The organism is Alteribacillus bidgolensis (assembly GCF_002886255.1).
GTDB classification, from domain to species: domain Bacteria; phylum Bacillota; class Bacilli; order Bacillales; family Marinococcaceae; genus Alteribacillus; species Alteribacillus bidgolensis.
This window is the reverse complement of record NZ_KZ614149.1, coordinates 339,175-359,974: the sequence shown is the minus strand read 5'-3', so window position 1 is coordinate 359,974 and position 20,800 is coordinate 339,175. Positions and strand designations below refer to the sequence as shown.

Genomic DNA, 20,800 nt, shown 5'->3' with positions numbered 1-20,800 from the left:
ATATTAAGGTAAAATAAAACGGCAGAAAGGAGATTGTGTTGTGAACATATTCCAAAAGTTTTTAAAAAGTTTATACTCACCAATGTATATCGGCCGTTTCCGGTTTCAAGGAATTGGTAAAACCATTGGTTATGTGTTTTTCTTAATGTTAATTACTAGTATTCCTGTTAGCGTATTATTTACAAACACTATTTTTTCGACAGCCAATAAAGTAGAAAATGCACTTTCAGAAGAAATCCCAGACTTCCAACTGCAAAACGGCCAACTTCACTCGGAGCAAAAGGAACCTCAAATATATGAACATGAGAATGAAACCATTGTTTTTGATGCATCCGGAGAAATAACTAGAGAAGATATAGAACAAGAAGAAAACACTACTGCGTTACTGCGTGAAGAGGTAGTAATAGCAGAAGATGGCACAATACAAACGTTTCGGTATGATCAAGCTGGAAATATTCAATTATCAAAAGATGATATCCTAACATTTGCGGATACTTTAAGTGGATTGTTTCCCATATTGATTCCTGTTGTTTTGCTATTACTTTATTTATTTTCAACTGGCTTAAAATTTATAGGAATATTTGCCCTTACTCTATTTGGGTTATTAATAAGAAAAGCCGCTCCGATTCGTTTAACCTATCGTCAAATTTGGATTATTTGTGCTTATACAGTGACACTGCCTACTGTCATTTCTGCACTTATTGATGTGTTGCCATTTCAATTGCCGTTTGCTTTCACACTCTATTGGGCCATTGCATTTTTCATGTTATACAATGTTTACAAAAAATTACCAAAACCAAAAAATGCAGCAGTATCAGAATAAAAAAGAAACTGGTTTTTGTTCCAGTTTCTTTCTTTATTCGTTATTATTTTCTTTTCTCTTTACCAGTATTCTTGTTCCATCTACAGATACGACGACTATTTCTTCACCGGACTCAATCCATTGTCCACCGCTTGTCGCACTATATTGATCTCCTTCAATAGTAATCGTTCCTATCGGACGGAAGGGTGTGATTGTTTTTCCTTCTTTTCCTTCGAGTGCTTTGTATGTGTCACTCATTGAATTATACCCCTGTTCCCCGCTCAACCGATCTCTAAGCGTTATCTTTGACCATAATTTTCTTCGAGGAAATACTTTTAAGAAAAGTCCTGCAGCAAAAAGGCCTATTATAAATCCAAATACAACTAATATACCATACGTAATGTTCGGTGTCGGAACAGCTATGCCAAGCCCCATAAGCAGCGCACCTAATACAGCTATCGTTCCGTCACTGATAACTTTTCCATCTAATATAATTAAGCCAAGACCAGCAGCATATAAAATAAGAATCCACATACTAGATGCTGAGTCAATATGAACAGAAAAGAACAAACTCATAAAAGCTATTCCTAAAACGGCAAATAACCCTTTTGCTTTTACTAACATTTCCCCTGTTAAAAAAACGGTCCCAAAAAACACAATTAAAAACCCAATACTTGCATAATTTAACAGTTCCATTATTTTTCAGCTCCTTTTTGAGCATAAATTCAATAGAGTTCAATTGAGTATACGTATGCAGCATTAAACCGTTTCACTTCTATTTTATCCTTTTTTCCATAGATTTTCACGATATAAAATCCAAAAGAAAAAGTCGGCTTAATAATCACATTAAAAACCTAAAAAAACAAGGCTTGCACGATAAACTGTGCAAACCTTTTTTTAAATTATTTTTTGTTAAGCTGATTCGTTTTCTCCGCCAAACCAGCTTCTGAGTGAATCAATTAATTCATTAATAAAATCTAAAAAGCTGGAGATAAACGATTGCGTATCTTCCCGATTTAAGAATTCGTCTAAATTATCTCGTATATGTGTGATTTGATCTTGCACTTGGTTCCAATCGATATTTAAATTTTTCATACGATTAAACAAGGAAACAAGTCCTTCCATTTCCTCATCTGTTAACTCAATACCCATTTCATTCGCAATTCTCTCAATTAAATCGCGTAAATCTTCTTCTGATTCAACTGGTTGATCACCGATTTCTTCTTTAATTCTTGTGATGAGCTCTGTTGCTTCTTCCATACCTATACGTTCCCCAAGTTCCGAGGTTTTTACCATTTCCTCATTAGCCACTTTTTTCTGCTCTTCAGGAATATCGATGTCGTTTTGAATTTCATACGCTTTAATAATACCTGTAAGAGCTGCGGTACCTGATACATCAAAAGGAGCGGTTATATAAACATCTGCATCCTCAACCCCCGCTGTGACTAACGTATTGGCATATATACCTTCCGTCACTTTCGTAATATGATTCGTTTCCACATTAATTCCTTTGCCTTCATTGCCTGCTGTAATTTTGGAAGACGACAACGCTTTACTCCCAATATCAGAAGCATCCATGTAATCTCCTAAATAGTCGTGTTCTTCTTCATTTGTTACTGTTACCACTTCGACGTCCTCAGCCACATCCATTTCTTCAAGCAAACTGCTTCTTTGCTTTTCACTTAGGTCTTCACCTAAAGTTACTGTAACTTCTCCTTCTGCAGCATCTGCAAACGCAGCAGAAGGAACACTAGCTATAATCACTGAAGTTATAAATCCGAGCAATACCCTATTCCACATTTTCATTTATAATCCAACTCTCCTTTTTTCAACTTGTCCAACTTTGAAGCATAAAACACTATATTACTCATACGTATACATTATAACTTTTATGAATGTAATGGAGGATTAAGGAAAATGAAAAAACTGTTATTTTTTCTTCTTTTTTTACTAGTTTGTACTTCCATATATTATGATATAACTGAAGGTACATTATTTACACCACCGATGGAATCAGATAGCAGTTCGACGTCCCTCCCTTCTTCTGATACCTTAGACGACCAAAATAAAATAGAAGTTACAGTTGAACCTGGCCAAACCGTATTATCTGTTGTTGAAAAGCTGCATGACGGCCCCGTTCCAGCTTCAATCGAACAAATCAGCAGCGACTTTGAGAAATTAAATAATGGTTTGTCTCCAGAAAGCATTCAAGTGGACAAGTCATATTTCTTTCCAGTTTATGAATCGAATTCATAATGCTGCTAACGAGGAACAGCTCTGCTTGCCAAATCATTCAAAACGCTGATACAATAACCACGTGATCATTTTAAATAACCATAAAAGCCACCAAAATTATCACACTAATAACCACAAAAGGGGCGAATGGATACATGAGCCATATCACTCACCGTACAGAAACCAGACCTGTAAAAGTAGGGAATCTGGTTATTGGCGGAAATGATGAAGTGGTCGTTCAAAGTATGACCACCACAAAAACCCATGATGTAGAAAAAACAGTCACTGAAATAAAACGTTTAGAAGAAGCCGGGTGCCAAATCGTTCGTGTTGCGTGTCCGGATATGAAAGCCGCAGAAGCAATTCCTGAAATAAAAAAAAGGATAAGCATTCCGCTTGTGGTTGATATACACTTTGATTATAGGCTCGCTCTTAAAGCTATCGAAGGCGGAGCAGACAAGATTCGAATTAATCCTGGTAACATTGGGAAGCGAGAAAAAGTAGAAGCCGTAGTGAAAGCGGCAAAAGAGAAAAACATACCTATTCGTATTGGTGTGAATGCCGGTTCACTTGAAAAGCGAATCTTAGATAAATATGGTTATCCGACTGCAGATGGTATGGTAGAAAGTGCTTTGCATCATATTAAAATCCTTGAGGATTTGGATTTTTATGACATTATTGTTTCAATGAAAGCCTCTGATGTAAATCTCGCTATTGAAGCATATGAAAAAGCAGCCAAAGCATTTTCTTATCCTCTTCATTTAGGGATTACGGAATCAGGAACGCAATTTGCTGGAACGGTGAAAAGTTCGGCAGGACTTGGCGCTATTTTAAGTAAAGGCATTGGAAACACATTACGTATTTCCTTAAGTGCGGATCCGGTTGAAGAAGTAAAAGTTGGCAGAGAACTACTAAAAACATTCGGGCTGGCTTCTAATGCAGCAACGCTGATTTCTTGTCCAACCTGCGGACGCATTGAAATTGACCTTATAAGCATTGCAAATGAAGTAGAAGATTACATTTCCACTATTAAAGCACCAATTAAAGTGGCGGTGCTTGGCTGTGCCGTTAACGGGCCAGGAGAAGCAAGAGAAGCTGACATTGGCATTGCCGGTGCTCGCGGAGAAGGTCTCTTATTCCGTCATGGAGAGATTATACGGAAGGTTCCAGAAGAAACCATGGTAGAGGAATTAAAAAAAGAAGTCGATAAAATAGCGGAAGAACATTATAAAAAAGAAGAAACTGCAGCACCTAATTAGAAAAACTTGGATTATTGCCATCTCCCAAGGGCGGAAGTCATAGTTTTGCTTGGCTTTTTTGAGTAGTTATTACTGTTTACACCTTTTTTATTTAAAAGAGCTGTTCCGATTTTTCGGAACAGCTCTTTTCTTTTTCCATTTTCCTAATAAAATTGGAAAAGGTTGCTTTGTAACTAGAAAAATGGTGCAAAAATGACGGTCATAGCAATCGAAAAAGCACCTAAACCGATAGACCAATATCCTAAAGCATTTGCTCCTTTTCGTGCTGCAAAAATACCGAGGACTATTCCTGCCCCACCTGTTATCACGGGTAAGAAAAATAAAGAACAGATGCTTAAAATCAATGCTGTTATACCAAGTCCTTTTCCCATGGATTCATCATTGACATTTGCTTCCATTGTCGCATCCTGCTCTTCTTCTTCTCGTTCAGGTTCTGCTAAATTCGAGCGATTGCCAATTCCAGGAGCTGCTACTTCTGAAGCTGTTTCCATATTATAATCTGTATCCGCGAGATTATCTTCTGGATATTCTCCTTCGTTTGCAAGAAGATTCGCCTCATTTTCCAACTCATTATTTTGCTTATCCATTTCGTCCATGCTGCTGCCCCCTCCCTGCTCTTTTCAAGTTTCTTAAAAACCATACAAAAAAGAGCATTCTTATTATCCCACGGGGCTATCCTTTCAAACTGCCAATTTCAAACAACCGTTCCATTGGTGTTAATTTTGCACAGTAAGCGTTTGACATTCTGTACAGTAACCGTATATTTCAAATTTATGACCGGTCACTTCAAATTCGCCTTCTACACTTTCTTCAATCCAATCCATCGGACAAGAATGGATTTGTTTTGTTTTTCCGCATTCTAAACAAATTAAATGATGATGGTGCTTTGTCGTCGAGCAGCTGAACCTGAAACGTTTTTCTCCTTCAAGTTCAGTCATTTCCAGTATTCCCATTTCTTCAAATAAGGCCAAGTTTCGATATACAGTGTCAAAACTAACACCGGGATACAATTTTTGCATGAATGTTAATACATCCTTAGCCGATAAATAACGCTTCTCTTCAGCAAAAAGGTGAAGCAGTTTTTCTCTCTTGCCAGTGAATTTAAATCCTTCTTTTTTTAATCTATTCAACGCTTGTTGTACGTTCATCATCTCTTCCTCCCGTCAAACGCATACCGGAAATTTTTCTGAATTAAAATAATAAGTAATAAAAATGAAGAAGTGACAACAATCATTCCTCCTGTTGCAATATCAAAATGATATGAAAAATATACACCTGCTAAAACGGCTGCTTCTCCTAAAATTATTCCCCATAAAAGTAATTGTTTAAAACTTTTTGCAACTTGTAAAGCTGCAGCAACTGGAAGAGATACAAGTGCTCCAACCAGCAATACCCCAACGACTTTCATCGACATTGAAATAACTAAGGCTACAAGCAGAGAAAATAGAAAGTTAATCCATTTTATGGAGATTCCTGAAACCTTAGCATGTTCTTGATCAAATGACACAGAAACGAATTCCTTATAAAGCAAAAGAAAGATGATTATTACTGCTAAAGCAGTTGATATAATAAAAACTAAATCTTCACCAGTCACTGAAACAATACTGCCAAACAAATAGTCATACCAATCACTGTAACCAGTACGTGATGCACTCATAATTACGGCACTTATCCCAACTCCTGCAGATAAAATGATTGGAGCTGCAAGTTCTTGAAAATGGTAATACGTTTGCCTTAATTTTTCTATGATTAAAGAACCTATAAGAGAAAAAACAAATCCAGTATATAGCGGATTTATTTCGATAAAGTTCACGGTTTGTCCAAGCAAGACTCCTGCCGAAATACCTGTCAACGTCACATGTGAAAGCGAATCAGAAATGATGGAAGCACGGCGTACAGCTAATATTGATCCTATCATCGGTGCAATAAAGCCTATAAGTACCGCTGCAACTATTCCACGTTCAATAAATGACAATTCCATTCCTATCATCTCATTTTTTATAGTTACAATATATTTTACAAGATACACACCTAATTACACAAACTACACACTCTGGACTTTTTTTCTAAATGTCTGAAGCGGCAGTCCTGCTAATTTTCTGCCAAATAAAACAACTAGTAATAGGGTTAGAGCGATAATAACAATCATTCCACCAGGAGCCAGATTTAAATAGAAAGCAGATACCAGCCCTGTTATGACTGATGTTTCTCCAATTAAGACTGCATATAAAAACATTTGCTTAAAACTTTTAGCTAATTGAATAGCAGCTGCGACAGGCAGTATCATTAAAGAAGAAACAAGCAGAATGCCGACAATCCTCATGGATGAAGCAATCACTAGTGCTGTCATTATAATAAAAAGAGAATTTATCCATTTTCCTGGAATACCGCTGACTTTCGCCTGCTCTTCATCAAACGATAAAAAAAGTAATTCTTTATATAAAAACAATAATAATCCAGCAATAGCAGCCGTTACAAAAGCAATGGTCCATAAATCATTTAGTGTCACCGCAATAACACTGCCAAATAAATAATTAAAAAGATCGTTATTGAAGCCATCTGCTAAAGAAATAAATACGACACCAAGACCTATTCCTGAAGATAATATGATCGGAATAGCTAATTCTTGATAAGCTGTGTATACGTTACGAAGCTTTTCCATAAACAAGGAACCTGCCACTGAAAAAACCATTCCCATATATAACGGATTGACCGGCTGCAGCCAAACGGCACTTTGAGCAATCAGCAAATGAAATGCGATGCCTGTTAACGTAATATGAGATAATGCATCAGTAATTAAAGCTAGTTTTCTCACTACAATAAATACACCTAAAACAGGTGCTAAAAATCCAATCATTAGGCCCACAAAAAATGCATTTTGAAGAAATTCATATTTAAAAAAGGAGTCCAGCATTTTAATGTGCACCTCCATGATCATGAGTAATAACTTGTACATCATGACCGTATAAAGATGATAAATCACTTTCTTCGAAATCTTTTGAAGAACCATGAAAATGAAGGGTTTTATTTAAGCATGCAACATCTGATACATAGCTTGTCATGACTCCTATATCATGGGTGACAAGAAGAAGCGTTATGTTTTTTTCTTGGTTCAACTGTGTCAGCAGCTTATAAAAATGCTGTACAGAAGATGAATCCACACCTACTGTCGGTTCATCTAAAATCAAGATTTCAGGATTGCTAACGAGTGCTCGAGCAATAAAAACTCGCTGCTGCTGCCCCCCTGATAACTCTCCAATGTTTCGATCTTTAAAATCACTCATTCCAACCCTTTGCAATGCTTTATGAATTTGTTTTTTATGCTTGCGGTTTAAGAATCTTAATAAGCCTACTTTTCCATAAAGACCCATGGAAACTACTTCATAAACTGTAACAGGAAAACCGGTGTTAAAACTATTTGCTTTTTGGGAAACATATCCTATTTTTTCCCACTGTTTAAATTTTTGAAGCGGCGTATTAAACAGACTCACTTCACCTTCCATAGGTTTTTTTAATCCAAGCAAAATTTTAATTAATGTAGATTTTCCAGAACCATTAGGCCCTACTAGTCCTAAAAACGAGCCCTTTTTTATTGTAAGGTCAATATTTTCTAGTACAGGCTGGTTTCCATACTGAAATGACACATTATTTATTTGAACAGCTAAGCTTTCTTGCGTATGTTTATACATAAGCTCACCTCATTTGAATCGGAAACTGATAAGAATCATTACGATTTATACTTGTTTGAGTATACAGGATCTGCATTTTGTTGTAAATCATAGAGCTTATCCTTTTCTTGTTCTTTCAGGAATCAGCATTTAAGATAATGAATAATAAACAAATTTATACTGGGAGGAAATAACATGCCTCAAAATAAAGAAAAAATTGCAGTGATTGATATAGGTTCAAACTCTATTCGGCTTGTTATACATGACGTGGATGAAAAAGGGAGGTCCAAAGAAATACATAACCTTAAAAAAACAGCACGGCTAAGTAATCACATTGATCATGAAAACAGATTAACAAATGAAGGATTCACTATATTAAAAAGGTCTCTGCAGCAAATAGAGGAAGTCATCCATTTTCATAATATAAAAAATATAAAAGCAATAGCAACAGCTGCTATTCGAAATGCTAGTAATCGTAAAGCAATTCTTTCATTTATTCACCAGGAAACTTCTCTTCAAGTACGCGTGCTGACGGAAGAAGAAGAAGCTTATTATGGATATCTTGCCGTTGTTAATTCTACTTTTCTTTCCGATGGTATTACTATCGATATCGGCGGGGGAAGCACAGAAATTACACTATTTCAAAACAAAAATCTAGTTCACTCACACAGTTTTCCGTTCGGCGCTCTAACATTAAAAAAACAATTTTTCCCAAAAAAAGAACCAGATAAAAATGATCTGCAAAAACTAACACATTTTATTAAGGAACAATTTTCAACCCTTCCTTGGCTGAAACAAACAAAAAACCTTCCGATCATTGGAATTGGCGGAAGTGCTCGTAATATGTCTCTTGTCCACCAATCACAAATTAATTATTCTCTTGCAGGTCTGCATCAATATAAAATGGATCCTGATGATATAAAGACGACGATGGCACTGTTAGAGAATTCTTCCCTCAAAGAAAGGGAAAATATTGATGGTTTATCTAAAGATAGAGCAGATGTCATCATTCCTGCTGTCAGGGTGATCTTTATGCTGGTCGAATATACAGCAGCTGATTATTTTTTAATGAGTAATAAAGGGTTAAGAGACGGTCTTTTGTTCGAGGAGATGTTAAGGGATTATTCGATGGATTACTTTCCAGACGTTTCTGAAGAAAGCTTTTATCAATTAAGCCGGGAATTTGAAATCAATGAAGATTATGTCCTGGAAGTTGGAAAAATTGCCCACAAGCTTTACAGAGCAATGGAACCTTATCTGCCTGCAGTGTTTCAAAATGATAAAAACATTTATTTATTAAAACAAAGTGCAAGAGTCTTATATATGGGTGAATTTATCAGCCATGAAGCGAGCAGCCAGCATACGTTTTATGTTTTAACGAATAGGTCTATCGATGGAATTTCTCATCCAGACAGGCTCGCTATGGCTTGTATTGCTTCATTCAAGTCAAAGTCCTGGTACAAACGCTTTATTCGTCCGTTTAAATCGTTAATCACTAAAGAAGAATATAAACGATACGAACTATTAGGAAGTATTTTAAAACTGTCCTATTCTTTAAACAGGACGCAGCGAAAAGTAGTACAAGACCTTACTGCCAAAAAAATCGGAAGAACTCTTCATTTGTACATTTGCTGCCGAAAAAATATAAATAGTTATTTTGAAGAAGTAAAAAGCAATAAATATAAAAAGCACATTGAAAAAGCAATTAAAAGGTCAGTACATCTTCATTTTACTTCTCACTCAAAATTTACAAAAAATTAATATTTAAATGGTAATATAGTTCTGCAACTCAGAAAAGGTTTTGTACTAGAAAGGTGAGATATTAATGTCTGTCAAGTTAGGATCCAAATTACCTAATTTAAATAATGCTGCTTATTATAATAACCGAGAACTAAGCTGGCTTGCTTTCAATGAAAGAGTTCTCGAAGAAGCCTTAGACGAAAGAAATCCCCTCCTCGAACGATTAAAATTTTTAGGTATCTTCAGCTCAAACCTCGATGAATTTTTCATGGTTAGGGTTGCAGGTTTAAAGGATCAAGTTAAAGCAGGTTTTAACAAACCGGAAAATAAAGCTGGATTAACTCCCAAACAACAATTAAGCGCGATTACTGAGAAAAACCGTGCATTGGTACGTTTACAGGACAATTATTATGTAGAAACTTTGCTTCCTCTTCTCTCACGTGAACGCATTTCTTTTTTGACAGTAAAAGAATTAAATGACGAGCAGATGCGTTATTTAAAATTTTACTTTAAAGAATATGTATTCCCTGTGTTAACTCCTATGGCTGTAGATGCTTACCGCCCGTTTCCGATGCTGCTAAATAAATCTATAAACCTTGCTGTTTTCTTACAAAAAAAAGAAACACAATCAAAAAGAAGTTTAGCAATCGTACAAGTCCCTTCTGTTTTAAACCGTTTCGTAGAGCTCCCTGAGTCTTCCGATTCCAAAACGAGTTTTATCATGCTTGAACAAGTGATCAGTGAATTTATTGGTGATCTATTTGAAGGATATGAAGTAATGTCGGTATCTCCTTTTCGTATTACTAGAAATGCTGATTTAACCATACATGAAGAAGGTGCACGTGATTTACTCAGCGAAATCGAAAAAGAACTTAAAAAAAGAAAATGGGGGGCTGCTGTTCGCCTTGAGTATCAAGAGGGGCTGATGGATGCAGAAATGCTCGACTATCTCACGTTTGAATTAGAAATACATGAAAAGGATGTATATCACTTTCGAGGGCCTTTAGATCTCACGTTTTTACTGCCGTTACGGAACAAGCTGGCAGGTGAATATGATCATCTCGTCCATGAATCAATTATCCCTCAGCCGCCCCAAGATTTAATGGGGGAAGAAGACATCTTTGCAACTATTTTAAGAAGAGATATATTACTTCATCATCCATATGAATCATTTCAGCCTGTTATTGAGTTTATTAGCAAAGCAGCTAGAAATCCAGAAGTATTAGCTATTAAACAAACATTATATCGTGTAAGCGGGGATTCCCCTATCATAAAAGCCCTTGAAAAAGCGGCTGGCAATGGAAAACAAGTTACTGTATTGGTTGAACTAAAAGCACGTTTTGATGAGGAAAACAATATTCAATGGGCTAAAAAATTAGAAAAATCAGGCGTTCATGTTATTTATGGCATAACGGGTTTAAAAACGCATAGTAAAATCACCCTGGTTGTCAAAAAACAAAATGGAACAATTAAACGCTTCGTTCATCTGGGGACTGGAAATTATAATGATTCAACGGCAAAACTTTACACCGATATGGGGTTATTTACTAGCAAACAAGAATTTGGAGAAGATGCTACTAATTTTTTTAATTATCTTAGTGGCTATAGAAAAAAACCGGTTTGGAATCAAATCAGCACATCTCCAGGGGAAATACGTGAACATTTATTACAGCTTATAGATGAAGAAATAGCCCTTCACGAAAAACATGGAAATGGCAAAATTATTGTAAAAATGAACTCATTAACTGATAAACCACTTATCTTAAAATTGTACGAAGCTTCTATTGCTGGTGTTTCTATTGACCTTATTGTTAGAGGGATTTGCTGTCTTCGGCCAGGTATCAAAGGGATAAGTGAAAACATAAAAGTACGAAGCATCGTTGGTCGTTTTCTAGAACATACGCGCATTTTTTACTTCCATAATAATGGTAAAGATAAACTTTTTTTATCTTCTGCTGATTGGATGACCCGTAACATGGATAAACGTATCGAAATCATGTTTCCTATCTTAGATTATACGTTAAAGGAACGATTGCGAAATGTATTGAACCTCACATTGAGTGACAATATTAAAGCACGAGTACAAGATAAAACAGGCAATTATGGATATGTTTCGCGAAATACGGAAGAAAAACCGTTGGAAAGTCAGCTCGCATTTTTTGAAATGGCTTCTCAATGGAAAGAATATGAAGATGAATAAATACCAAGGTTAATAAGCTACTTATAATAGATAAGCTTTCAGCGCTCCTATTACTGAGCACTGAAAGCTTAATGCCGCATATCAAAAGAAACCATGTTTAATAGCTAACTAATACATCTTGCTTTTCTTCTGCATTTTCCTGAATTTCAAGAGCATACCAGCTTTCTGCGTTCCCATGTTTATCTTCATAAGCTTCTAGTCCGCCTATCCCCCGATGGTAAGCAGTTAATGCCTTATTCCAATTGTCATATTTTTCATAAAGATAATCTAAATACTCAATGGACAATTGAATGGAATAATATGGATCAAATAACCAGGAATGGCTGTAGGGCATGTCCGCTTTCTTTGCAATCCAAGGCCCTGTATTTTTCATGAACTGCGCCATACCATAAGCTTTTCCATATTTTGTTTTAGGTCCCACCAAATCCGGGTCAAATTTCCCTCCGGTTTCTACATTCAAAAGTTCAAACACAATGGCTGGATCAATATTTTTCTTTTTTGCTTGATGAACTAAAAACGTTCCCCAATCACGTTCAAATCTGCCGTTACTATCTTCATGTAAATGTTTGGCTTGCTTTCTTGCTTCTGCCCATTCATAATAATTGGCATCCCATTTAATATCTGTTGTCTCTTTTAAAAATCCGATATTCTTCTCAAAATCTTTCGCTTTATCTAATTCTTCACTTTTATTTTCAAGCTTTTCAAGACGCTCTTCTATATGGTCTTTTTGAAACCCCGTCATCAAAAATATAGCAGGTAAAATAATAGTGGTTAAAATATATCGTATTGAATTCACTTTGGCACCCCCAAGTACGTTTAAAGAAGGAACATAGCATTTCAGCAACATCAGCTATTTACCCCAATAACTTCGCCTTGAAACTTTTTGCTCATTACTTATAAAAACACCCACAGTATATGTTTTTATCAAAATAACGAACTAGGGTCAATACTTTCAAATCACTTGTAAAAAAGCATAAAAAACTGCCTGAACCTTACAGTTCAAGCAGTTTTTACAATCTACATATTTTTCTTTAATGGAAAAGCGAGTGTTATTACTGTCCCCTCATTTACCTTACTTTCAATAGCAAAAGTGCCATTATGTTCTTCCATAATTTTTTTACACAAAGGGATCCCAACGCCTGTCCCTTTATCTTTTGTGGTAAAGAAGGGTTTTCCAATGTTAGTTAATACATCATTTGGAATACCGCCTCCATTATCTCTCAACTTGATAATTAAATACCCTTTTTCTGCGAAACTTTGAAGCGTAAATACATTGTTTTTATTATCCCCTGGGAAAGCTTCAATTGAGTTTCTCAGTGCATTTAAAATAATTTGTTTAAACGAAGATTCATTAACCTCTACCTTATCAAGAATAGGCTCAACGTTATAGTGAAAATGTATGCCTTGCATTAAACATTCTGATCTTATAATGTCAATTACGCTTTCTAATAAGTATTTAGGATTTCTAGTTTCTTTTTTTGCTTTTTTTCTTGCAACCGATAAAAAGTTATCGATAATCTCATTCATTCGTTCTGTTTCAGAGAGGATGGTATCAGAATATTTATCAAAACTATCTGTTAAAGCAGACAATTGTAAAAATCCTTTTATAACAGATAAAGGATTTCGAAGCTCATGAGCAACCCCTGCAGATAAATACGAAACAGACTCCATCTGATCTTGATAGGTAAGAAGATGAGTGTATTTTCTCTCATAAGACAAATCATAAATCATTAACAGTACACTATTTATATCTTGTAGATATAACCCTTTTAAGTTCAGCCATTCTCCGCTGTGGTCATTTTTCACTTCTAATTGAAGTGATGTTTGTTTCTCTAGGACATCTTTAACTAATCGGGATGCTACAGCGAGTCCTTCACTGCTTTCCGTTAATAATTGAATATTTAATTTATGTCCACTGTTCTTTTTAGTTTCTTCACTGAAATATTGGCGAAACGTTTCATTGCTTTGTTCAATATTAAGGGATTGGCTGACAATGGCATAAGCGTGGTCAAATTGTGATAAAAGATCATTTAATTCTAAGGAAGGCAATGGAGCCACCATTTCTCTTCCAGTCAACAAAATATAACCATTTTTTAAAGCGCCACTATATTGCATATAAGATTCCTTATTTTGAAATCGATGGAGCAGAGAAAAATCAGTATATATTCCCTTGTCACAAATTTTTCTTATATAGTAAAGTGCTTGTTCAGCATTATAAGAGGTAAAATAATCAAAAAAATAGCGGCTGTCGTTAAAGAGCTCTTCTGCTAGACTATTCAAGGAAATGATATGACCTTCTTTGCTAAGGATTAACTCTGCATCAGACCTTAAATCTTCGAACTCATTTTTAAAATCAATAGTATTTAATGTACGTAATGATTCGTACATATAACCCCTCCTTGTTTAACCAAACCCCCGTTAAGTATCTCTGCTTGTCCTCAGCATTTTATTTATGATTAAACAAACATCCATCCAATCTGCTTTTATTCCATTTCCTGCCTCCCTTTTGATTATACTAAAAATTACAAAAAATGCATACTTTTTTTGAAGGTTTATTTGCTTATATTTTTAGACTTTATTCCTTGGCGTTCTCACTTATTTTCCATAAATACATATGATGAGAAAGAAAATTGAATATCTTTTCGACATTTTGGATAAGGAGCGATCCATGTGAACCGTTTTAAAGACCAATGGATTAAATATAAGATATCCGAACTTCACCCAAAAGACCTTATTCACTACGGTGCTTTATACGGCGTTACTGTATCTTTTGAAGAAGCCTCTGATTTGCTGGATCTTGTTCAGTCTAGTCATTGGTCGATAGATGACAAACAATCCATGACAAATATTTTAGAAGAGGCAAAAAAAACCGTCTCATCAGAAACATATGCCCTCTTAAAACAGTTGTTCAAAAATTTCATAGGATAATTAATCGTGTGTAATAATATGTAAAACCAGCAGCTTTTCTTTTTGAAAAACTGCTGGTCTGTAGTATTTAAGAAATAAGTTCTTGTTTTAGATCTTCATTAAATGTTTCTTCCTTAAACATATTAATTTCATGCTTATATGGTGGTTTTTTATTCTTTTTATCTGTCCCCACATATGGTGTTTCTAATATTTTTGGGATATTTTCAAACGCAGGATGATGAACCACGTAATTGAGAGCTTCAAAACCTATATAACCAAAACCGATATTTTCATGGCGGTCTTTTGCAGCTCCTAATTCATTTTTACTGTCATTAACATGTAGAACTTTCAAACGGTCTAGACCAATTACTTTATCAAATGTGTTTAACACTCCATCAAAATCTCTCGCTATGTCATATCCTGCGTCATGAATGTGACAAGTATCAAAGCAAACAGAAAGCTTCTCATTATGAGTAACTCCTTCTATTATACTGGCTATTTCTTCAAAAGTGCGTCCGCACTCCGATCCTTTTCCAGCCATTGTTTCTAAGGCTATTTGGACATTTTTATCTGGATCGATCACTTCATTTAACCCCTCTATTATTTTACTCACTCCGGCCTCTGTTCCTGCACCGACATGAGCACCTGGGTGCAGCACTATTTGTGTTGCCCCAATCGCTTCTGTACGTTCGATTTCGGAGCGCAAAAAATCTACGCCTAATTGAAAGGTCTCTGGTTTAGTTGTATTGCCAATATTAATAATATAAGGTGCATGAACCACTACCTCTTTTACTCCATTTTCTTTCATGTGATTTTTGCCTGCTTCAATATTCAGCTCTTCGATCGGTTTCCTTCGTGTATTTTGTGGTGCTCCGGTATAAATCATCATCGCGGATGCCCCATAAGATGCAGCTTCCTCACTTGAACCAAGCAGCATTTTCTTTCCGTTCATTGATACATGTGAACCTAATAACATCTTAAATTTCCCCCAATTACTTTTTTCTTTTATTTATTTTTTTTTGCCGTTTCTCCTGCTTTTCTGCTTTCCAGCGAGCTTTCTTTTTATAACCAGGTTTTACCTTCTTCGGTTTAGACTTGGGTATGATTGGTCCTTTATTACTTTCCGATTTCAGATTTTGCTTATTAATTAATGGATTTTCAACCGTTATCCATTCATTCTTTTTCAAATCTAAAAACTGGCCTGTGATGCCCTTATTTTGAAGTTTTTTTAACTCTGGATATTCTTCTTTTTCAATAAACGTAAAAGCTTCTCCTGTTTGCCCGGCACGTGCAGTCCGCCCCACTCTATGAACATAATATTCCAGTTCTTTTGGCAACGAGTGATTGATAACATGTGATACGCCTTTGATATCCATCCCTCTAGCTGCTAAATCAGTCGCAACTAAATATTGAATTTGTAATCCATTTACTTTGCGCATTACTTGTTTTCTTTGACGAGGCGGCAGGCCGCCATGCAGTACATCTGCATTTAAACCGGCAGTTATCATGGCTTCTAATACATGATCAGCGTCTTCCTTTGTCGTTGTAAATATAATAGCAAGGTATGGACGCAGGTTTTTGGCTAAATGTACTGTTAATTCAGTTCTATCTCTATGTTTTAAAAGAATAAACTGATGCTTCATTTTTGCAGGAGCTGTTTGTTCTGGCTTCACATGGACATGCCTTGGATTTTTCATATATTTTCTCAAAAATGGCTGTAATTGTTCTGGTATCGTAGCTGAAAATACCATCATTTGCAAGTTATCCGGCATAAGAGACGCTGCTGGATCTATTTCTTCAATAAATCCCATATCCAGCATTTGATCTGCTTCATCTACTACAAACATTTCCGTTCGATGAACATCAATCGCCTGGTTCTTCGTCATATCATTTAATCGTCCTGGTGTAGCAACTATAATATGAGGTGTTTTTTGAAGTTTCTCCATTGTACGTTGACGATCCGTTCCGCCTGTTAGCCGTATTGCTTTAATATTTGAATCAGAGACATTTTTCAAAAGCTTTTGCAGCTCATTGTAGATCTGGCCAGCAAGCTCTCGTGTAGGAGCAGTAATTACAGCTTGAATATATTTATGGTCCGGACGTATTTTGGTCAGGATAGGGAGCAAAAAAGCAAGCGTTTTGCCTGATCCGGTATGTGATTGTCCAATTACATCACGGCCATTTATGATTGCTGGTATAAGACGTTCCTGTATTTCCATTGGTTTTTCAATGTTTTGGTCTTGTAAAGATTTAATTAAAAATGGGGGCAAGTCAAATCGTTGAAATGCACTCATCGTTACACCGCCTTCTATTTCAAAAGGTTCTATCCTCAAACTATATCACATTGTTTAATTTGCACATCTAGGCAGATGCTATCATATTTTATCATAAACCTGGTCAAAACACAGCTCAAAAACTCCACTGAACAACTTTGTTTATCATTTAGATACGATATGCCATATGGGAGAATCACATTGATTGATGCTAAACATTCGATTTTTACGTTCTACCACCCCAAAACTATATTTACAAATGAGAGGATGATTAAATTGTTTCCACCCCACCCGCCTTATATGGGAGGGCCGCCTATGCCGCCACAAACCGGTCCCGTTCAGATAATGAGCAGGTTTTTACCGGGCGTTTTTAACTCTGGCCCAGCATCTTCATCTATGTTTCCTGCTGCAGCTCAGCCTGGAGGTTTTTCAACATTAATACCTTCCGTTCAAAAGATGATTAATGTGGCCCAGACAGTGACTCCTATGGTCCGTCAATACTATCCATTGGTCAAACAACTACCTGCACTCTGGAGTATGCTTTCGTCCACGAACCAAACTTCTGAAGACTCCAATAGCACAAGTACGATGAATGAATCAATGGATGACTTAAATGATTCAGAAAAACCTTTCTCCGAAGAAACTGCTGAAGATACAGCATATTTTTCAGAAGCTCCTCCTCCAAAACTTTATATATAGTATAGAATCAATATCTTTTATGTGGACACCTTTTTACAATTACTAATACAAATAGTATAATTACCCTAGCATTTCAACAATGCAATCGATGTAAGCAATCAGTTTCAGAGGAGGCTGTTATGGAAGTTATTAAGATTTCCCCACGGGGCTATTGTTACGGTGTCGTTGATGCGATGGTGCTGGCAAAGCAGGCCGCAAGCAACCTGGATTTGCCTCGCCCTATTTATATTTTGGGAATGATCGTTCATAATAAACATGTCACAGAAGCATTTGAAGATGAAGGTATTATTTCCTTGGACGGGCCAAACCGTCTAGAAATATTAAAAGAAGTTGATAAAGGCACTGTTATATTTACAGCACATGGTGTTTCTCCTGAAGTTAGAAAGCTCGCTAAAGATAAAGGGCTAACAACAGTTGATGCTACCTGTCCCGATGTTACTCGAACTCACGATCTTATTCGTGATAAAAAAGCAGATGGATATAATGTCATCTATATTGGAAAAAAAGGACATCCTGAACCTGAAGGTGCCATGGGGGTAGCTCCCGATATTGTTCATCTCGTTGAATCCATCGAAGACGTAAAGAATCTAAATATCGACGCAGAAAAAATCATCATTACCAATCAAACTACCATGAGTCAATGGGACGTTTCTGATATTATGAATGAAGCACTAAACCGATATCCTAACGCAGAAATTCATAATGAAATTTGTATGGCAACACAAGTAAGACAAGAAGCAGTAGCGGAACAAGCAAAAGAGGCTGATTTAATGCTTGTTGTTGGAGATCCAAAAAGCAACAACTCTAATAGGCTGGCACAGGTATCAGAAAAAATCGCTGATACCCCAGCTTATCGAATTGCAGATATATCTGAACTAAATTTGGAATGGGTGCAGGGAATTGAAAAAATTGCAGTGACTGCTGGTGCTTCTACACCTACTCCAATAACAAAAGAAGTTATTCAGTTTTTACAGCAATACGATGAAAACGATCCTTCCACTTGGAAAATAGAGAAAAAAGTAGAAAACTCTAAAATTCTTCCTAAAGTAAAAGCAAAAAAATAAGTTGTTTATTTAGAAAAGCGCAAGCGCCCTGAAAAAGGGCATTTTATCTAATAAAAAAAGATTTGACCTCTTAAAAGAGGCCAAATCTTTTTTTATATAAACGTAAACGGTTCAGTGGACACGTTTGAAGCAATAATATCTGTACTATATTTTTTAGTACCGAGCAATCCTTCCAATTTATTCCTTACTCCATCTTTCATTATTTTCTCAACGTTATGACCTGGATCTATTAGATTTAACCCTTCCATTTGGGCGTCATGAGCAACATGGTAGTAAAGATCGCCTGTTATATAGACATCAGCACCTTGACGCTTAGCATAAGACCAATATTTGTTGCCATCTCCGCCTAACACGGCTACTGTTTTCACCGTATCTGAAAGAGATCCAACTGCCCGAACATGTTCCACATCGTAAGCCTTTTTCACTTTGTTTACAAAGTCCTCAAGAGAAACAGGGGTCTTTAACTTTCCGATTCGCCCTAGACCAAGAATTTCTCCTTCTAAATCAAGTGGATAAATATCGTATGCTGGTTCCTCATAAGGGTGAGCCTTTTCTAAAGCACGAAGCACCCTTTTGAGAATTGTTTCAGGAACTACTGTTTCCATTCTTTTTTCTGCGGCAAACTCCATTTTCCCTCTTTCCCCTAAGTATGGATTTGTATCCTCTCCAGGAATAAAAGTACCTGTCCCTTCAGACGAAAACGTACAATGGCTGTATCCTCCTATAAAACCTGCACCTGCATCACCTAAAGCCTGTCGAACTTCTTCAACGTGGCTTTCGGGAATGAAAGCAACCAGCTTTTTCAACGGCACCTCTTGAGTAGGTACTAGCACTTTGGTTTCTTGAAGTCCTAATGCTTCTGCCATCATATCGTTTACGCCTTCATTTGTAATGTCCAAGTTCGTATGAGCAGCATATACAGTAATATCATGTTTAATGCATTTTTCAATAATTGGACCCTGTCCTTTTGAAGTATCAATTTGTTTTAAAGGTTTAAAAATCAATGGATGATGGGCTATAATCATATCTACTTTTTTATCAATCGCTTCATCAACGACATCTTCAAGTACATCCAAAGCTATCATTACTTTGTGTACTGGCTTATTTAAGGTTCCAACCATTAAACCAACTTTGTCTCCCTCTACAGCTAAAGATTTTGGGGACCACTCTTCAAATAATTGAATAATCGTTTGTCCATTAGCTGGTTTCATTTTTTAAAACCTCCTCTAATAGGCTTAATTTTTTCATTAATTCTTTCTTTTTTGGAAGTACAGCTCCTCTTTCAGAGGCTTTTTCTATTTCTTGTAAAACATACTGCCAGCTTTCTTTTTCCCGTTTCCATTTTTTTATAAAAGCAGATGGCTGCTTTTTTATTAAATATGGTCCAAATAATTGCCCTGCTTCTTCACTTATCCCAAGAAGCTGATAAGGAAGATAAGGATCTCCAGGTTCAGCGATTAAAATTTCATAAATATGTTCATCTTCTTCTATAATATGTTCATTGATAATTTGCCAATTATTTCTTATCATCCATTTTCGTATTTGGGCAGCTCCTACATTTGGCTGTAGTACTAATCGCTTTATATTTTTTAATGAATTTTTTCCATCCTCTAAAATGCTGGAAATAAGCGACCCTCCCATTCCAGCTATAACCGCTGTATCAATATTATCTTCTTTCTTAATAACAGCTAAACCTGGGCCGACTCGTGTTTGAATATATTTTCCCAGGCCTTCTCTTTTTATTTTCTCTACAGCGGAATTAAGCGGCGCTTCATTTACGTCTGAAGCTAATGCCCATTCTACTTTTCCGTGTTTTACTAAATAAACAGGAAGATACCCGTGGTCTGTCCCTATATCTGCCATACGTGCCTGATACGGAATTTCTTGGGCTATGACAGATAATCGTCTTGATAAGTGTTCTGCATTCATGTTCTTTTTCCTCTCTGATTATTG

The 20,800-nt window shown here is 36.1% G+C and carries 21 protein-coding genes; 8 read left to right on the top strand and 13 right to left on the bottom strand.

The features are described 5' to 3' along the window. The first annotated feature begins 40 nt into the window (after nucleotides 1-40). Complete coding sequence (locus CEF16_RS01930) at nucleotides 41-823, top strand: DUF1189 domain-containing protein (RefSeq protein ID WP_091587186.1); 783 nt, start codon at nucleotides 41-43, stop codon at nucleotides 821-823. Between the two features lie 33 nt (nucleotides 824-856). On the opposite strand, the gene CEF16_RS01925 is transcribed toward CEF16_RS01930, so the two are convergent. Further along, nucleotides 857-1,498, bottom strand: coding sequence for an NfeD family protein (locus CEF16_RS01925; protein WP_091587185.1), 642 nt, complete (start codon nucleotides 1,496-1,498; stop codon nucleotides 857-859). Between the two features lie 216 nt (nucleotides 1,499-1,714). Continuing rightward, nucleotides 1,715-2,608, bottom strand: coding sequence for a DUF1002 domain-containing protein (locus tag CEF16_RS01920; protein ID WP_245917737.1), 894 nt, complete (start codon nucleotides 2,606-2,608; stop codon nucleotides 1,715-1,717). Between the two features lie 111 nt (nucleotides 2,609-2,719). On the opposite strand from CEF16_RS01920, the gene CEF16_RS01915 reads away from it, so the two are divergent. Continuing rightward, nucleotides 2,720-3,058: a hypothetical protein gene (locus tag CEF16_RS01915; protein WP_091587184.1), complete on the top strand. Its 339-nt coding sequence runs from the start codon at nucleotides 2,720-2,722 to the stop codon at nucleotides 3,056-3,058. 134 nt (nucleotides 3,059-3,192) lie between these two features. Continuing rightward, the gene (gene ispG, locus CEF16_RS01910; RefSeq protein ID WP_091587183.1) at nucleotides 3,193-4,296 is read left to right on the top strand and encodes a flavodoxin-dependent (E)-4-hydroxy-3-methylbut-2-enyl-diphosphate synthase; all 1,104 of its coding nucleotides are present in this window, start codon (nucleotides 3,193-3,195) and stop codon (nucleotides 4,294-4,296) included. A gap of 173 nt (nucleotides 4,297-4,469) precedes the next feature. Here ispG and CEF16_RS01905 read toward each other — a convergent pair whose 3' ends face one another. The 5 genes from CEF16_RS01905 to CEF16_RS01885 all read right to left on the bottom strand — a co-directional run bounded on the left by CEF16_RS01905 (nucleotide 4,470) and on the right by CEF16_RS01885 (nucleotide 7,985). After that, complete coding sequence (locus tag CEF16_RS01905) at nucleotides 4,470-4,892, bottom strand: DUF4190 domain-containing protein (protein WP_233269385.1); 423 nt, start codon at nucleotides 4,890-4,892, stop codon at nucleotides 4,470-4,472. A 120-nt stretch (nucleotides 4,893-5,012) separates the two neighbouring features. Further along, nucleotides 5,013-5,444, bottom strand: a complete 432-nt coding sequence (locus CEF16_RS01900; protein WP_091587182.1) for a Fur family transcriptional regulator — start codon at nucleotides 5,442-5,444, stop codon at nucleotides 5,013-5,015. Then, entirely contained in the window at nucleotides 5,444-6,277 is an 834-nt protein-coding gene (locus CEF16_RS01895; protein ID WP_091587181.1) for a metal ABC transporter permease, read from the bottom strand. Before CEF16_RS01895 ends, CEF16_RS01900 begins: the two co-directional genes overlap by 1 nt. 63 nt (nucleotides 6,278-6,340) lie before the next feature. Continuing rightward, nucleotides 6,341-7,210 (bottom strand): metal ABC transporter permease, encoded by an 870-nt coding sequence (locus CEF16_RS01890; RefSeq protein WP_091587180.1) that lies wholly within the window; start codon nucleotides 7,208-7,210, stop codon nucleotides 6,341-6,343. A 1-nt stretch (nucleotide 7,211) separates the two neighbouring features. Beyond that, nucleotides 7,212-7,985 (bottom strand): metal ABC transporter ATP-binding protein, encoded by a 774-nt coding sequence (locus CEF16_RS01885; protein ID WP_091587179.1) that lies wholly within the window; start codon nucleotides 7,983-7,985, stop codon nucleotides 7,212-7,214. Nucleotides 7,986-8,159: 174 nt separating this feature from the next. On the opposite strand from CEF16_RS01885, the gene CEF16_RS01880 reads away from it, so the two are divergent. After that, nucleotides 8,160-9,725: a Ppx/GppA family phosphatase gene (locus tag CEF16_RS01880; protein WP_091587178.1), complete on the top strand. Its 1,566-nt coding sequence runs from the start codon at nucleotides 8,160-8,162 to the stop codon at nucleotides 9,723-9,725. 64 nt (nucleotides 9,726-9,789) lie between these two features. Further along, on the top strand, nucleotides 9,790-11,904 hold the full coding sequence (locus tag CEF16_RS01875) for an RNA degradosome polyphosphate kinase (RefSeq protein ID WP_091587177.1): 2,115 nt from the start codon (nucleotides 9,790-9,792) through the stop codon (nucleotides 11,902-11,904). A 97-nt stretch (nucleotides 11,905-12,001) separates the two neighbouring features. On the opposite strand, the gene CEF16_RS01870 is transcribed toward CEF16_RS01875, so the two are convergent. Both CEF16_RS01870 and CEF16_RS01865 read right to left on the bottom strand, forming a co-directional pair. Continuing rightward, nucleotides 12,002-12,700 carry a lytic transglycosylase domain-containing protein gene (locus CEF16_RS01870; protein ID WP_245917736.1) on the bottom strand — a complete coding sequence of 233 codons (699 nt, stop codon included), beginning with the start codon at nucleotides 12,698-12,700 and terminating at the stop codon, nucleotides 12,002-12,004. Nucleotides 12,701-12,921: 221 nt separating this feature from the next. After that, nucleotides 12,922-14,292 (bottom strand): ATP-binding protein, encoded by a 1,371-nt coding sequence (locus tag CEF16_RS01865; RefSeq protein WP_091587176.1) that lies wholly within the window; start codon nucleotides 14,290-14,292, stop codon nucleotides 12,922-12,924. Between the two features lie 282 nt (nucleotides 14,293-14,574). On the opposite strand from CEF16_RS01865, the gene CEF16_RS01860 reads away from it, so the two are divergent. Further along, the gene (locus tag CEF16_RS01860; RefSeq protein ID WP_170031501.1) at nucleotides 14,575-14,832 is read left to right on the top strand and encodes a DUF2624 family protein; all 258 of its coding nucleotides are present in this window, start codon (nucleotides 14,575-14,577) and stop codon (nucleotides 14,830-14,832) included. 67 nt (nucleotides 14,833-14,899) lie between these two features. On the opposite strand, the gene CEF16_RS01855 is transcribed toward CEF16_RS01860, so the two are convergent. Together CEF16_RS01855 and CEF16_RS01850 are read right to left on the bottom strand one after the other, a co-directional pair. Further along, entirely contained in the window at nucleotides 14,900-15,787 is an 888-nt protein-coding gene (locus tag CEF16_RS01855; protein WP_091587174.1) for a deoxyribonuclease IV, read from the bottom strand. 16 nt (nucleotides 15,788-15,803) lie between these two features. After that, complete coding sequence (locus CEF16_RS01850; protein ID WP_091587173.1) at nucleotides 15,804-17,105, bottom strand: DEAD/DEAH box helicase; 1,302 nt, start codon at nucleotides 17,103-17,105, stop codon at nucleotides 15,804-15,806. 294 nt (nucleotides 17,106-17,399) lie between these two features. On the opposite strand from CEF16_RS01850, the gene vrrA reads away from it, so the two are divergent. Both vrrA and CEF16_RS01840 read left to right on the top strand, forming a co-directional pair. Further along, the gene (vrrA, locus tag CEF16_RS01845; RefSeq protein ID WP_211295840.1) at nucleotides 17,400-17,783 is read left to right on the top strand and encodes a VrrA/YqfQ family protein; all 384 of its coding nucleotides are present in this window, start codon (nucleotides 17,400-17,402) and stop codon (nucleotides 17,781-17,783) included. 119 nt (nucleotides 17,784-17,902) lie between these two features. Continuing rightward, nucleotides 17,903-18,847, top strand: a complete 945-nt coding sequence (locus tag CEF16_RS01840) for a 4-hydroxy-3-methylbut-2-enyl diphosphate reductase (RefSeq protein WP_091587171.1) — start codon at nucleotides 17,903-17,905, stop codon at nucleotides 18,845-18,847. A gap of 92 nt (nucleotides 18,848-18,939) precedes the next feature. On the opposite strand, the gene CEF16_RS01835 is transcribed toward CEF16_RS01840, so the two are convergent. Both CEF16_RS01835 and CEF16_RS01830 read right to left on the bottom strand, forming a co-directional pair. Then, nucleotides 18,940-20,058 (bottom strand): Nif3-like dinuclear metal center hexameric protein, encoded by a 1,119-nt coding sequence (locus CEF16_RS01835; protein ID WP_091587170.1) that lies wholly within the window; start codon nucleotides 20,056-20,058, stop codon nucleotides 18,940-18,942. After that, nucleotides 20,045-20,776, bottom strand: a complete 732-nt coding sequence (locus CEF16_RS01830) for a tRNA (adenine(22)-N(1))-methyltransferase (RefSeq protein ID WP_091587169.1) — start codon at nucleotides 20,774-20,776, stop codon at nucleotides 20,045-20,047. The genes CEF16_RS01835 and CEF16_RS01830 overlap by 14 nt, the downstream gene beginning before the upstream one ends. Nucleotides 20,777-20,800: the final 24 nt, after the last annotated feature.